Source organism: Halomonas llamarensis (assembly GCF_023555005.1).
Taxonomy (GTDB): Bacteria; Pseudomonadota; Gammaproteobacteria; order Pseudomonadales; family Halomonadaceae; genus Vreelandella; species Vreelandella llamarensis.
This window is the reverse complement of the sequence record NZ_JAMJPJ010000035.1, coordinates 1-13,617: the sequence shown is the minus strand read 5'-3', so window position 1 is coordinate 13,617 and position 13,617 is coordinate 1. Positions and strand designations below refer to the sequence as shown.

General features: G+C 51.7%; 17 protein-coding genes and 2 pseudogenes. 8 read left to right on the top strand and 11 right to left on the bottom strand.

Annotated features, from left to right (window positions below; all coding sequences use genetic code 11):
- Positions 1-91: 91 nt before the first annotated feature.
- Positions 92-1,211, bottom strand: a pseudogene (locus tag M8006_RS15280) (IS5 family transposase).
- Here M8006_RS15280 and M8006_RS15275 point away from each other — a divergent pair.
- Complete coding sequence (locus M8006_RS15275) at positions 1,190-1,399, top strand: hypothetical protein (RefSeq protein WP_250083722.1); 210 nt, start codon at positions 1,190-1,192, stop codon at positions 1,397-1,399. The pseudogene M8006_RS15280 and the gene M8006_RS15275 overlap by 22 nt on opposite strands.
- Before the next feature lie 121 nt (positions 1,400-1,520).
- Here M8006_RS15275 and M8006_RS15270 read toward each other — a convergent pair whose 3' ends face one another.
- On the bottom strand, positions 1,521-2,123 hold the full coding sequence (locus tag M8006_RS15270; RefSeq protein WP_250083673.1) for a glutathione S-transferase N-terminal domain-containing protein: 603 nt from the start codon (positions 2,121-2,123) through the stop codon (positions 1,521-1,523).
- A 38-nt stretch (positions 2,124-2,161) separates the two neighbouring features.
- Positions 2,162-3,358 (bottom strand): YbfB/YjiJ family MFS transporter, encoded by a 1,197-nt coding sequence (locus M8006_RS15265; RefSeq protein WP_250083671.1) that lies wholly within the window; start codon positions 3,356-3,358, stop codon positions 2,162-2,164.
- 168 nt (positions 3,359-3,526) lie between these two features.
- Between M8006_RS15265 and M8006_RS15260 the strand changes: the two genes are divergently transcribed.
- Positions 3,527-4,420, top strand: coding sequence for a LysR family transcriptional regulator (locus M8006_RS15260; RefSeq protein ID WP_250083669.1), 894 nt, complete (start codon positions 3,527-3,529; stop codon positions 4,418-4,420).
- A 261-nt stretch (positions 4,421-4,681) separates the two neighbouring features.
- Here the strand turns inward: M8006_RS15260 and M8006_RS15255 are convergent.
- Positions 4,682-5,022 (bottom strand): annotated as a pseudogene (locus M8006_RS15255) (transposase); the annotation flags it as partial.
- A gap of 118 nt (positions 5,023-5,140) precedes the next feature.
- Between M8006_RS15255 and M8006_RS15250 the strand changes: the two are divergent.
- Together M8006_RS15250 and M8006_RS15245 are read left to right on the top strand one after the other, a co-directional pair.
- On the top strand, positions 5,141-5,392 hold the full coding sequence (locus tag M8006_RS15250; protein WP_092828781.1) for a type II toxin-antitoxin system Phd/YefM family antitoxin: 252 nt from the start codon (positions 5,141-5,143) through the stop codon (positions 5,390-5,392).
- The gene (locus M8006_RS15245; protein ID WP_250083667.1) at positions 5,389-5,643 is read left to right on the top strand and encodes a Txe/YoeB family addiction module toxin; all 255 of its coding nucleotides are present in this window, start codon (positions 5,389-5,391) and stop codon (positions 5,641-5,643) included. Before M8006_RS15250 ends, M8006_RS15245 begins: the two co-directional genes overlap by 4 nt.
- A gap of 77 nt (positions 5,644-5,720) precedes the next feature.
- Here the strand turns inward: M8006_RS15245 and M8006_RS15240 are convergent, their stop codons facing one another.
- A complete protein-coding gene (locus M8006_RS15240; RefSeq protein ID WP_250083666.1) occupies positions 5,721-6,041 on the bottom strand; it encodes a hypothetical protein in 321 nt (106 codons plus the stop codon).
- Positions 6,042-6,625: 584 nt separating this feature from the next.
- On the opposite strand from M8006_RS15240, the gene ltrA reads away from it, so the two are divergent.
- The 3 genes from ltrA (at position 6,626) to M8006_RS15225 (ending at position 8,973) form a co-directional block, all read left to right on the top strand.
- Positions 6,626-7,960, top strand: a complete 1,335-nt coding sequence (ltrA, locus tag M8006_RS15235; protein WP_250083664.1) for a group II intron reverse transcriptase/maturase — start codon at positions 6,626-6,628, stop codon at positions 7,958-7,960.
- A gap of 454 nt (positions 7,961-8,414) precedes the next feature.
- Positions 8,415-8,726, top strand: a complete 312-nt coding sequence (locus M8006_RS15230) for a BrnT family toxin (protein WP_250083662.1) — start codon at positions 8,415-8,417, stop codon at positions 8,724-8,726.
- A complete protein-coding gene (locus tag M8006_RS15225; RefSeq protein WP_250083660.1) occupies positions 8,701-8,973 on the top strand; it encodes a BrnA antitoxin family protein in 273 nt (90 codons plus the stop codon). The genes M8006_RS15230 and M8006_RS15225 overlap by 26 nt, the downstream gene beginning before the upstream one ends.
- 79 nt (positions 8,974-9,052) lie before the next feature.
- On the opposite strand, the gene M8006_RS15220 is transcribed toward M8006_RS15225, so the two are convergent.
- The 5 genes from M8006_RS15220 to M8006_RS15200 form a co-directional block, all read right to left on the bottom strand.
- A complete protein-coding gene (locus M8006_RS15220; RefSeq protein WP_250083659.1) occupies positions 9,053-9,673 on the bottom strand; it encodes a LysE family translocator in 621 nt (206 codons plus the stop codon).
- A 117-nt stretch (positions 9,674-9,790) separates the two neighbouring features.
- Positions 9,791-10,468, bottom strand: coding sequence for a hypothetical protein (locus M8006_RS15215; protein ID WP_250083657.1), 678 nt, complete (start codon positions 10,466-10,468; stop codon positions 9,791-9,793).
- 205 nt (positions 10,469-10,673) lie between these two features.
- Positions 10,674-11,006 (bottom strand): DUF427 domain-containing protein, encoded by a 333-nt coding sequence (locus tag M8006_RS15210; protein ID WP_250083654.1) that lies wholly within the window; start codon positions 11,004-11,006, stop codon positions 10,674-10,676.
- Between the two features lie 127 nt (positions 11,007-11,133).
- Positions 11,134-11,565: a GNAT family N-acetyltransferase gene (locus tag M8006_RS15205; protein WP_250083652.1), complete on the bottom strand. Its 432-nt coding sequence runs from the start codon at positions 11,563-11,565 to the stop codon at positions 11,134-11,136.
- 37 nt (positions 11,566-11,602) lie between these two features.
- Positions 11,603-12,073: a nucleotidyltransferase gene (locus M8006_RS15200; RefSeq protein ID WP_250083651.1), complete on the bottom strand. Its 471-nt coding sequence runs from the start codon at positions 12,071-12,073 to the stop codon at positions 11,603-11,605.
- Positions 12,074-12,624: 551 nt separating this feature from the next.
- Here M8006_RS15200 and M8006_RS15195 point away from each other — a divergent pair.
- Positions 12,625-13,353 carry a helix-turn-helix transcriptional regulator gene (locus M8006_RS15195; RefSeq protein ID WP_250083648.1) on the top strand — a complete coding sequence of 243 codons (729 nt, stop codon included), beginning with the start codon at positions 12,625-12,627 and terminating at the stop codon, positions 13,351-13,353.
- Here M8006_RS15195 and M8006_RS15190 read toward each other — a convergent pair.
- The coding region (locus M8006_RS15190) for a hypothetical protein (protein ID WP_250083646.1) at positions 13,316-13,617 on the bottom strand (302 nt) is incomplete at its 5' end. The genes M8006_RS15195 and M8006_RS15190 overlap by 38 nt on opposite strands.

Genomic DNA, 13,617 nt, shown 5'->3' with positions numbered 1-13,617 from the left:
TAAATCGCCGCTGAGGCTTTTTGAGAAAGGGTAATCGCATTTTTAAAATGCTTCTCATTTGCATCCTTACGCTGAGAAGGTGTTTACAAATTTAAGTGTTGCTGGTTAATCGCTTCAACAGTTGCCTACCTGATGCGAGCCAAACCCATGCCTCAGATACATCAGTGAGGCGATCATGGTGCATGATCAGCCGCCGAGACTTTTCTAACCAAGAAAAGGTTCTCTCGACTACCCACCGCTTGGCTTGAACTACAAAACCATGCATATTCGTAGGTTGGGTGAAGAGGTCTTCTTGCTCAGGAAGACACCAGCTCCCTACTTTTCCACTCCGAGGACGTCGAATGATATCGACGGAAATTCCGTGTTGTTGATTTATGGTTTGGGCGCATTGACCAGCGTAACCACTATCTGCAAAAAACCTTTGATATTGAAGGGTATTTAGCAACTGTGCTCGCCATGACTGAGTGCGCTCCATGGGGATCCGGGATGCTGGCGGCCGTGACACTAATCGCTAGAACAAGTCCTAGCGTGTCAACCAAGATATGTCGTTTTCGGCCTTTTACCTTCTTTCCTGCATCGTACCCGCTCTCGCTTCCCTGAGGAGAGTGACGTGTTGATTGAGCATCCAATACTGCTCCAGTTGGTTCCGCATTGCGCCCTTCTCGTTCACGCCACTGCGCACGTAACCAGTCATGCATTTTTCCGAATTTTCCCTCTGCGCTCCATCGCCGGAAAGTTCGATACACATTTTGCTAAGGCGGGAACTCTTTTGGCAGTATCCGCCACGAGCAGCCACTTCTGACCACGTAACAGCAGGCATCGACAAGTAGGCGCCTTGGGTAACGCGGAGGAACTCCGCGGCCACCTTCCGTTTCAAAGATGTCTGATACAAGCTCCCACTCAGCACCACTTAAGCAGCTTGGATACTGCTGCTCTGGGGCTTGATGAAGATGTTGGTCAGTGTACCCATAGGGAGAAGGTTCCTCTGTTCTGGTCGGGGAATCCACTGTGGGCGACGGTTCTCTTAGGCGTTTAAAGCCTTTATCTTTCAGTTGCTTAGATAGATGATCTTCATGAGTATGTACGCCTGTCCGGCGAGCAAGTTCATCACGAAGCTCTCCAAGGCTTGACTCTGGCTTCTCCTTGATAACTTCACGTAGTACTGCAAGTTCTCGTTCCTGGATCTTGCTTGGACGACCTCGTTTCGCCATCTGCTGCTCTGCCTTTATATCTCAAACTAAGTCAGTACAGCATACTCTATTTTGTAAACACCTTCTCAGGCTCAAGTTCTTCTGAATTTCGAGAGATTGGCTCCGAAATGGGGCCAATTGCTTTTGCAGATTATTCGCAAATTCTGCGCATGGACCCATTTGCTTATTTAGCTCATTTATTGCTTTGACGGTATGTGCCCTTTTAAATATTTTCAGCACGCTTTCATAAACATCGTAGGATGCTGGCTAGGGTGGATACGCTGGGGCCCCCTGAGTCGTCGCTAGCTGAGGCCACCTGTATAATTTCTCCTAACAGAAAGCCGTCTGCTGAAAGCTCTCTCGCGCAGTAACGCCAGCGTGCCATGCCTGAAGCGGCGGGTAGTCTTCTTTCCAGCTCACCTCTGGCAGTCTGAAAGCGAGGTAATCCAGCGCCACTGCGGTGGCGATGTGGCCCAGGTTGATAGTTGAGGTCTGTTGTTCTTCGCCAAGCTTACCGTCCAACTGTTTCAGTAGCCGCTGAATCGCCCGCGAACGCCGCTGCCCAAGCTCGCTAGCGTCAATCTCGTTGCCGTAATGTTTTCTGGCAATCACGGTGTTGAACGCGGCATCCATCAGGTTTTGACCCAGCCCCGCCAGGTGCAGCACCTCGCCCAAACAGTCTTGAGGAATCATCGGCATGCTGGGACTGACGCCATCTAGGTAAATGGCAATCAGCAGTGATTCGCTCAGCGTAGTGCCCTCCTCCGTTACCAGCGCCGGAATACGCCCGGCAGGGTTGGCCTTTAATAGGTCGGCATCGTCTGCCCAGGGGTCGCACCACTTCAACGTGACGCTTTCCGCTAAGCCTTTTTCCACTAAAACGATTCGCGCCAGGCGCGCATAGGGTGATGTGGCGTTCAGGTAGAGTTCCATTATTGCCTCCCTGGGTGTGAATATCGGTGTGTAGATTGCTAGGTAGAAAGGTGCGCGTGGCGTTGCTGTACACCACGGCTAAGCAGCACCAACAAAAAGCCTGCCGCGAGCATAAAGCCGCTGATGGCAAAAAGAGGGGAATAGGTGCCCCAGGCGTCGTAAAGCGCTGACATGGTATAGCCCGCCCCTGCCTGGGCGGCAGCGAAGGCGGCGGTTGCTTGCCCCCAACGTTTCTTGTGCGCGGCAGGGCCGACTAATTCGGCAAGGCGACCTGAGGTTAACGCGACAATGCCGGGGATCATCGCTCCAACAATGAAGGAGGAAACAGATTGGCTGAGCAGTGCTAGCGAAAATACCGGCAACGAGACAGCGGCAGCTTTCGCCAAAAAGGCGATCGCCAAACCACGATGCCAGCCCACTCGCTGCGCCAAGGCACCCACCATCAGCGGCCCACATACGGCACCCAGGCCGAAAACACCCCACTGTAGGGAAGCCGCTTGATTACCCAGGGCGTTCTCCCTGACGAGGTAATCCACCCAGAACACGGTATGGGGCACAAACCCCACCGCGTCCAGGGCATAGGCGCCCATCACCAATAGCACCACTAGCTTTACACCCGCAAATCCCTTCTGGCTATTGGCCGATGGGCTAGCACCTGAAGTTAGTGCTAATGGCGTCACGCGTTGTAAAAAAGCATCGCCTAAAAGACCCGCCGCAATGCATAGAAGCCCCAGCGTTCCCCAGGTGACCGTCAGGCTTAACTCAAGAAGCACAGGCACGATGAAGGCCGAAAGCAGTGCGCCCAGGCCAATCCCGGTAAACACCATGGCACCAACGCTAGCTCGCCTTTCAGGCGGAGTGGCCGCCAGCGCCAGCGAAGGGCCAACCACCATCAAGATAGCCCCGGCAATGCCGGAGACTAATCGCCAGAAGAAGAACCAGGCAAAACTGCCCGCACCAGCGCAGAGCATAAAACTGAGGGCGATAGCGGCGAAACTTGCGCCGATCACCAAGCGGGAAGAAAAACGCTCACTCAAGGCGTGGGCGGAGAGCGCGCCGATAAAGTAGCCCAGCAGGTTGGCGGCCCCTAGGTAGGCGCCTTGGCTGGCGGTGAACCAGCCCTCTTGAATAATCGCCGGTAAGAGGGGCGTGTAGGCAAAGCGCGCAATGCCAATTCCCGCCAAGGTTGCCATTACCCCAACACACAGAGCGGGCAGGTCTTTGCTATTGATCATGTCGTGTCCTTTGCATACCGCCATTTGGGCAAAGTGGTCAGCTAGCTGCTATAGGGACAGACTACGCGCGCAGACGGGTTTTCTGGAAACGATTAGTATTGATCGCTGCTATCTTGTTTAGAGATAACGCTTGCTTGACATAGCAATCGCCTGGCGGGGAGATAGAGCATGCAACTTAAATCACTGCGGCTATTCATGGCAGTGGCCGAAACGGGCAGTTTCGTGGCGGCGGCCAAACAGCTGCACACGGTGCAATCCAATGTGACGGCCCACATCAAGAAACTTGAGGATGAGCTAGGCGTGCAGCTGATTCAGCGTGCGGGCCGCGTGCGCCCTACGAGCGCTGGTTTGGCATTGGTGGAGTATGCTGAACGCATATTGACGGCCCACGATGACGCGGTATCGCTATTCAAGGGCCAGGAGAAGGCGTGTGGCCGATTGCGTATAGGCGCTATGGAAACCACGACCGCCGTGCGCCTGCCGCCGATACTGGCGGCCTACCATGCCGCGCAGCCTGACGTTGATATCCAGATCAAAACCGGACCAACGGCCGAACTGGTCGAGTTGTTGCTGGACGGGCAGGTGGACTGTGTCTTTGTGGCCGGGCGGCTTGAGCATAGCCGCTATCACTTGCTCAAGGCTTTCAGCGAGCAGCTTGTGCTGGTGGGTTCAACGCCAATGTCGACGATGCCCTCTTCTCAGGAGCTGCTGACGTCGGCTTTCTTGGCGTTTCGTCAAGGGTGCAGCTACCGCCAACGCATCGAGCTATTGCTGGCCTCCCATGGCGTTAATGCTGGGCGGATCTTTGAATTTGGTTCACTGGACGCAATGCTTGGCTGCGTCGCGGCTGGAATGGGTTACACGGTGCTGCCCCGCGGGACAGTCGACGCCCACCAACACCGGTTCGGGATTCACACCCTAGAACTGCCCAAAGCCATCGCTCATATCGATACCTATTTTGCCGCCCCGGAACCAGAAACCTGGACCCCCGCCCTGGCAAGCTTCGCTGACACGTTGCTTGATGCGGTGGTGTTGGATGAGCCACAGCTCACTGAGTCGTGAATGAGATTAACAATTGAATTTACCAATAACTCTGTTGCCAAGGCCAGCGCTAAACGTTCTGATCATCACTATTGATAAACGCATACAGCTGAATATCCGAACGGCACGCCCAGCCCTGATTGGCCCAGAATTGTTTGGCCGTTTCGTTCTCGGGGAGGATCATCAGCCCGCCTCATTTATCGCGGCGGTGGTAGCGCCATTATTGAGCGCTTTACGGCTGCATGGTGGATGGCTTGCGCCGTTGAAACCGCCAATGTCAGTCAGATAGGGGGCCGCGAGCGTCTGCAGGGCGTTGTTGTTCTTCAGCCGCCCGAGGTGGTAAGCGATATCCTTTGCGTCGAGCGTGCGTAGCGTTTCCCCATCGGTAAAGCCTGCATCCAAGCGTACATGGAACGGATCCACGTTCCGGTTCGTGCCTTCCATCAGGCGCTGAACGAGGTGGGGGATCCAGGTATCCGCGTTTTCCGCCGGGCCAGCATTGCCTTTGCGCAGCAAGCGGCGATCTCGGCGATCAAGGGCGAGTAAATCCGCGAGCCAGCGTAGCCATTGTAGGCACTGCCGCCCTGATGGCCGAAGACCTCAATAGGCAGTCCATCAATATCGCCCTGGCTCACGCGCCGGTTTGGGGCAGCGGAGAATCGGTCGCCGTGCAGCCGATTGTTAAATATTTTTACGTACGTTATTCTGTACATGCTCAACACTTCGTACAGGAACCCCATTATGGATGCCATCAGCTACACAGCCGCTAGAACCAATCTAGCAAAAACTATGGAACAGGTCTGTGAAGACCATTCTCCGGTGATCATCACGCGGAGCAAGTCGCAATCCGTGGTAATGATCTCTCTTGACGATTATGAGGCGCTGCAAGAGACTGCATATCTGCTGCGCGCACCGAAAAACGCCCGCCGTTTGCTGGAATCTGTTACCGAGTTGGAGCAAGGCGGCGGTCAAGAAAAGGAACTTCTTGAATGAAGCTCATCTTCTCCGAGAACGCTTGGGAAGACTATCTGTACTGGCAGAAAACCGACAAAAAGGTTCTCAACCGAATAAACAAGTTGATTAAAGAAACCAAACGCGAACCTTTCGACGGCATCGGTAAGCCGGAACCCCTCAAGCACAGTCTCGCTGGTTACTGGTCCCGCCGGATTAACGACGAGCATCGCATGATCTACAAAGTCACGGATAACGCTTTGCTCCTTGCCCAGCTCCGGTACCACTACTGATTTGACGCCCGGCTCACGCGCCAGTTTGGAATAGAGGCGAAGCCGCAATGGAAAAGACGTCGCCGTGACTGGCATGGTTATGTTTGATGCTCGATCTCCACTGCCGACTCATCTCCACAATGAATGAAAAATTCCCCTTTTGCTAAGCGTGAAGAGTGGACCTGAAACCAACCACGCCCGGATTTCTCGCTGCCATCATCATTTCCAGACCAAGAAAACTCGACTCGTTCTCCATCATCAGAAACGCGGTAATCAATTTGCCCCTCGACTGCACCGAATACAAAAAAACCAAGACCATCTTTATCGAACTGGAAGTATCCAGGCTCGACAAGATCCACAAAGTCTTGATCCCACATCTCCATCCATTTAATGCGCCACCGTCCAACGACTTTACTCAAGTTGCCTCCTTAAAACATAACGCTCCGCTAATGTGCGCCGCCTGCGGCGTCACCATTGAGCGGCTTGTGTACGCCCAGCATGGGCATGAGCTAATGGGGTGAAAGTCCCCTGTGGGAAGATCACCGTTCAATTCTGCTTTACCCGATTGAACGCTAACCACTAGCGAATGGCAAGGGCCGCTCCGCGAGGACCGGTCTGGAGGAAGCCGGACGCAAAACTGCGAGCTGATGAACAAGAACGTCATATGAGGCGTAGGCTGGAGGCGAGTTGGCACAAGACAACGAAGCCGTGTGATCTAACGGCCACCGTAAATGACGCAGTTGCGCAGTGACAGTTCATGCTCTTATCTGGGGAGATCTGCTTAACCCGCGATCGGTAAGCAACCAGTAAGGCTCTGGTCTACAAGTGCCTTGGCTCTCCAGCCTCATCAACCGGAGAGAGCAAACCGATGAAAACCGATAGCGCTCACAGGGGTAACCCTGCGAGTGATTAGGCAGAAGTCAGCAAAGGGCATAGTAGCCAAACACCTGCCGTAATGGGCAGGACACGGTGAAGGCCTGAACACTCAGAGAAAGGAGGAGCCTTGTCAAACTTGAATACACGAATGCCGACCGGTAATGACGTGACTCAGCGTATTGACCCGAAGCCAGCCTTTAGCAACGATCTGTTCGAACAGATGCTTCAGCCTGCGAATTTACAGCGGGCCTGGAAGCAGGTTCGAGCTAACAAAGGCGCTGCCGGAGTTGACGGTATGTCCGTCGATTATTTCCCGACGTGGGTCAAATCGGGGGAATGGGAAAAGGTAAAAGCCGCACTCCTTGAAGGTTACTACCACCCGCAACCCGTCAGGCGTGTTGAGATCGAGAAACCTGACGGTGGCAAGCGTCCGCTTGGCATCCCGACGGTTATTGATCGAGTCATACAACAAGCTATAGCCCAAGTGCTTACGCCCATCTTCGACCCGTCGTTCTCATCGAATAGCTTTGGGTTCCGGCCGGGGCGAAATGGGCAACAAGCGGTAAAGCAGGTGCAACAGATTATCAAACAGAAACGGCGAATCGCCGTTGATGTGGATCTGTCACAGTTCTTTGATCGGGTAGATCACGACTTGCTGATGACGTTAGTGGGACGACGAGTCCACGATAAACGGTTACAGCAGCTGATTGCGCGGTACCTACGAGCTGGGCTTATCGATAACCAACTCTTCCGCGAGACCCGAGAAGGTGTTCCACAGGGTGGCCCATTGTCACCACTGCTGGCCAACATCATGCTTGATCCTCTGGACAAAGAACTGGAGCGGCGCGGCCACAAGTTCGCCCGTTATGCCGACGACTTCATCATCCTGGTGAATAGTCGGCGTGCGGGAGAACGGGTGCTGCGCAGCATCACACAGTACCTGCAAAGTCGACTAAAGCTTGTGATCAACACGGAGAAAAGCCAGGTGGTGAACACCCGCGAGAGTAAGTTCCTGGGCTTCACCTTCCAGAATGGACGCATCAAATGGCACCCGAAAACGTTGCAGAAATTCAAGCAACGGATACGGCAACTCACCAACCGAAACTGGGGCGTGAGCATGCGCTACCAGCTCTTTAAAACCAGTCAGTTTATACGCGGCTGGATCAACTACTTTGGTATCGCCAACTGCTATCAGCTGTGCTGCGATCTGGATCACTGGATACGCAGGCGTGTACGAATGGCATATTGGCGACAGTGGCGGAAACCACGAACCAAAGTCAGAAATTTATTGAGGCTGGGCGTGCCGATCAAGTCTGCGGTTGGGTGCGGAATCACCAGCAAAGGCCCATGGCGGAGCTCGAAAACACCAGGGATCAATCAGGCGCTGAATGACGCGTACTTGAAGAAATCAGGGCTAGTCTCGCTGCGCGATGGATGGATCAAGCTTCACTACTCTGAGTGAAACGCCCTGTGCGGATCCGCATGCAGGGTGTTGTGGGGAGGGGGAGCTAAACACTCCTCCTTACCCGATTAAGGGCCTGTTTACCCTTGATTTTTGAACTGGCACCCAATGCTGAATGCCGACTCCCGATACTGTGTACCAACTTGACCCATGGCGCCAGGAACCAGAGCACCGAATGCGCGGAAAATACCCAGTGATTGCGCCGGATTGCCCCACGACCTGAACACCAGATTACCGGCCAAAACCGTTGCCGGACTGAGGGCTGTTTTCTGCCTGCAGGCCACCACTGAAACCGGAGCCAAACACCAAACCCAGGAACACCGGAGTAAGGCCTTTAACGCCTGCAGCACGCGCGCCCTTGGAACGGAGCCGAAGGCGCAATGTAAAGGGCGTCGCCGTGCCTGCATTGGTTAGCACTTGTTGACGCCTGCGTATATTCTGATAATATACTTTTATGATCAATTGGGCACAAGTTATTGGCTTTGACTGGGACGAAGGCAACTCCCGAAAAAACGCGGAGAAGCATGGCGTCAGCCAGTCTGAAGCGGAAGAAATTTTCTTTAATGAGCCGCTTCTATTGCTGGAAGACTCCAAACACAGCCAGGCTGAGGCCCGTTTTCACGCTCTTGGTGAAACAGATGATGAGAGGCTGCTCCACATCACGTTTACATTAAGGCAGGGCGGTACGCTGGTTCGGGTGATTTCCGCTCGAGACATGCACCGTAAAGAGAGGGCTGTTTATGAGCAAGCTAAAAAAGATGCCTGAGTTCAAAACTGAAGCAGAAGAGCGAGAGTTCTGGGAGACCCACGACTCCTCCGATTACCTGGACTGGAGCCAGGCAAAACCGGCTTCTTTCCCGAAGTTGAAGCCGTCAACCAAGACGATCTCCCTCCGCTTGCCCGAAACCCTGCTTGATCGGATCAAAATCGAGGCCAACAAGCGGGATATGCCCTATCAGTCACTGATCAAGGCTTGGCTTGCAGATGACGTGGACGACAGCCGTCGGGCCTGAGGTGCTAACGCCCGCAATAAACGGCGCGAGGAACGAGCGTCCGGCGACCGCAGGGAGCGAATTTAATTGCCTTGTTAGTTCATTCACGGCGAGCCAATAAAAGCCCAATACCAGCACTGCCAAGGAGCCCCGAGCAAATCCGGTTGAAAACACGACGCATGGAAGGTCGGGAGAACCAATGCCGCAATGCTTTCCCAAAGAATGCATACCCAGCTATCGCTACCCATTCAAGCATCAAGAACAGAACACCTAGAACCAGGAACTGAAATCCTACAGAACCAGTGGGGTCAACAAACTGAGGGAGAAAAGCTGTAAAAATCAAGATAGCCTTAGGGTTTCCGGCTGCTAGAAGAAACTCTTGCCGCCCCAATTGGAACAAGCTTCTTCCTCCGAGTGCTTCGTTACCACCGTCAGAAGGATCTGCAGTCCACAGTTGAAATGCAATCCAAAGCAGATAAAGCCCTCCAACAATCTTTATGATGAAGAATAGCTTTTCTGATGTGTACAGCACAGTTGCAAGCCCTGTTGCTGCTAGAGAAATCATCCCCACGAATGCAATAAGGCGACCAATCCCAGCATAACAGGCGACTCTTACGCCGTAGCGCTTCGCATTGGCCATTGACAGCAGATTGTTTGGCCCAGGTGCCATGTTCAGAGCAAAGCATGCTGGTACGAACAGCAAAATAGTCATTAGCGACACAACTGATTCTCCTTCTTGAACTAACGCCTCAAACACCGGCGTGGTGAAGTTGGCGGCTTTTGTGCGTCTTTACGCACAAAAGGTGACAGCTTTGCCACGTCCGCGTGGTTTGATTTGTTAGGTTACAAACATTGGCAGAACCAAACCGCTGACAATTGCTACCACTAGCGCCAAGACTGAAATAATAAATGTCCATTTTTCATAAGAAAATCTCCTATCCTCTTTACCAGACAAGCTAATCCAGACGTATGGGAATAATTTTTGAAAAAACATCAAAAGTGTTATGATCACAAGCGCTAGTGTTACAGCAAACCAAAATACACCCTCAATGAGCTCATCACCTTTCACCAAACTTGTTGCATATTGAAAGCTGGTAATTACAGCGACAGGAGATATAAAAGGCGAAAACCTCTGAATTGGCGAATACCAAGGTCTTTTGGCTTTAAAGAATTTTCTTAATTTTGAGTCAGTCCCTAAGAACCATGTCTCATTCTCTGAATGCAATTGGTAGCTAATATTATTACGGTTAAAGCTCACTGAAAGACCTGATACGATATTCGTCTCTTTCCATACGCGAACAGTAAGGCTCATATAGTTTGTAGGAGGAATGGCCGATATTGAGTTTAATGATTCAATATCAGTGATATTTATACTCTCCTCGTTATTCTTATACTCGATTTCTATTTTCTTTTCTTCTCCGGACTGAGCTTCAATTAATTCACATAATTCCAATATATCCTCTCGATACATGAGAACAGGTTTCACTGACACAAGGTTTCTGTACTCTTTTTCCATGTATCCTCCCGGATCAAACCTAACAGGTATTAGACTGCCCATTCTATGATTGAATGAACGTGCTGGCACTTTTTTCCAGCAAATGCAGCCTGCCAGATTCTCCCAAGCCTATGATTTTTTAGGATATTAATTTCCATTAGGCCGTATAGCCAAAACTCGCGCTCCTGCGGCATTTCCCGGCACGTCCGCTTAGGGTCGAAACACATCATTCGTCCTCTCCCCCACCAAACACTACTCTACCCGCTATCGCTTCCATCCCTTCAATCGGCTGCTCGTAGCTCCAGGCAATGTCTTGGTTTTCACCCAGCGAGAAATACACCGTGTCGCCTTTAAGCGGGCAATGGGTGGTCGTTTCTGAGGGGGTAAGCAAATCCATGCGCACGCCTTCGCGTGGAATGTAACGCTGTGACGGGTAGCCGGTTTCGCGGAGCTCGAGGGCCTGGGTACTCTTTATAACTTCCGCAAGCAGCTCGCCATCAACATGCACCTGCACGCGTTGGCTAACGGGGTGACGCGAAATGCGTGGTGCCTGTGGCATGAGATTGCTCCCTGCGGCTTTTTAGCTTTAGTAAAATTAGCCTAGCAGCAAAGCTCGTTGAATCCCATGCTCGTCCCATCACACTTTAGGCGCGGGAGTGATCTGAATCATGTGGGTGTGATAACGGCTAAACGTTCGGGTTATCCCCCTTCACAAACGAATACAGCTGAATATCCGACCGGCACGCCCAGCCCTGATTGGCCCAGAATTGTTTGGCCGCTTCGTTCTCGGGGAGGGTCATCAGGTGTGATTTCAGAATGCCCTCACGCTTTAGCGCTTCCAGGCAAAGGCTGACCAGCCGGGCCGCGGTGCCTTTGCGGCGATGGGAATCTGCCACCGATAAGTGCTGGACATAGCCACGCTTGCCGTCGTGGCCCGCCATGATCGTTCCCACCAGTTGTCCATCTACTTCTGCCACAAAGCTTAAGCCTGGGTTGCGTAGCAGGTATTTCTCTATGCCCTCCCAGGAATCCGCCTCGCGCAGCCGCACGCCCTCACTTTCGCTCCATAGGGCGATGGTGGCGTCATAGTCGTCGATGGTCATGGGGCGATAGTGCATTGATGAGGCTCTCACGAATGGCGGTTAGTTTAGGGCGTTAATGTGTGCGCCCACATATGGCACGAATATCGTCGATATCAACGGGCCTTGCGAGCATCGACTTATAGCGAATCAAGTCTTCCTTCAACATCAGGGGAAGCACCAGGCCCAATAATTCGACGGTTTCATAACGATCAAAAGCTATATCGAGCGGTACCCAAGTCTGGCTGGCGGCATCTAAAATGTGCGCGCCTTCGGCGTTGCCAACTTCCACCTTAATGCCTTCATACTTGAACTGGACATAAGTTAAATCCCAGCCCTCCTCGCAGCGGTGCGCCGCGGGCTTGGAGATATACGCCTGCCCCACCTGCGCTACCGCCGCAAAATGCTCACCAGGGACAAACAGGTCAATATCATTGAGCGCTCGCACAGCACCATAGCCCTTTGCGGCGAGCCCTCCGCAGACTTGGAACGGGATATTCCTATCCTTGAGTAGTCCCACTATCCATTGGGCGGCTAACTGATGCATGACTGTTCCATCTTGTTGGCTGACACAACCTTACCGTCGTAGCAGGCTTCAAACTCCCCAGTCACTCTAAAACCATATTGCTAATAAAGCGCTTTTGCAGTCACGTTGCTTTTGCCAAACAGAGCGTAGCGGGACTTCCGATCCAATGCATGCCTTCTTTTTGGACACCAACCTCAGCAAGTTCAATTGACCGCTGGAGAAAGCCCTGCACACTACCGCAAGCACGGCAGTACTAGGCGCACATGGGCGAGGTCAAGTTAGCGCTTGACGTGTATCTCTCGTCAACAAATTTATACGCACCCACCGCTCAAGACTCATAGCCCGCAATGAGAGGGGCGGTGCCCAGAACAAGGGCCTTCACAGCGCCCTCATGAATGAGGAGGGTTGACCTAACTCATTAGCCGCATTAGTTTTAAAGTTGGCTGTTGTAAATGGGACTGCTCTTGTGACGTCAAAACGAGGCTAGATATAATTGCAAATATCTTGAATATCATTTCAAAATGCTCGCCTAACATTTTAATTTACTACAAAAAAACAGGAAGTGATATAAGATGGCGACAAAGCTCACTCAATCTCTTAAAAACGACTATCAGATATTAATGGAGGTTAAAAACAACCTTGGCGTGAACGATGATGAGTACACTAACATACTTTCTTGGGCTCTCGAAAAATTAAGAGTGACCTGCTTTAGCTATGTATACGCCTGTTACTCTCCTACCGAAATCTCACCCCCTGTCATCATGGGAAATTACCCTGAGGAGTGGGTTATACTTTATCAAAAAAAATCCTTGTACAAACAGGACCCTGTAATAAAGAAGTCCTGCCAGACATCCTCATCTTTTTTCTGGGATAAGCCAGAATATGGGGACGATGAACAACAATCAATATTCAAGCTATCCTCGAACTACGGCATAGAGCAAGGGTTCACTGTGCCAATCCATGAGCCCGGAAACGCTTTTGGGTCCATTCACTTTGCATCCGAGGAAACCAATACTGACTTTAGGGAAGTTATCTCCTATCATGGCCATTTGTTACACTATTTAAGCTTTCTTGCTCACCAATACCGCCCCGCTAAGGCTCGACAAGAAAAAAGCAAACTATTGACTCCTAGAGAAACCGAGTGCTTACACTGGGTGGCAATGGGAAAAACATATGAAGAAATAGCAACAATACTCAATATTTCAGAAAGAACTGTAAAATACCACACAAGAAACATCATTGAAAAAATGGACGCTGTAAACATCAAACAGGCAATGGCAAAATTGTTTCAAATGAACTAAAACTGGAACTACTAAATCCAGCCTCCTCCATTCTTTCCAATAGGAGGTTGACTTTTTCTTTAACGGAAAAGTGATTTTCTTCATCGCAAAAGAGAACGCCGTAGTAAATCCTCTCTCCCTGAGTTCCATAACTAGTATGTAAGCGCTCCACCAAACACATCTTCTCACGTTGAGTTTTGCTGACCACACTGAGGCTCCCTTTATCCAGGAGATTCTCATGAACCACGAACTCAATGCCATGCAGGCTTTCTGGCTCGGCCATCT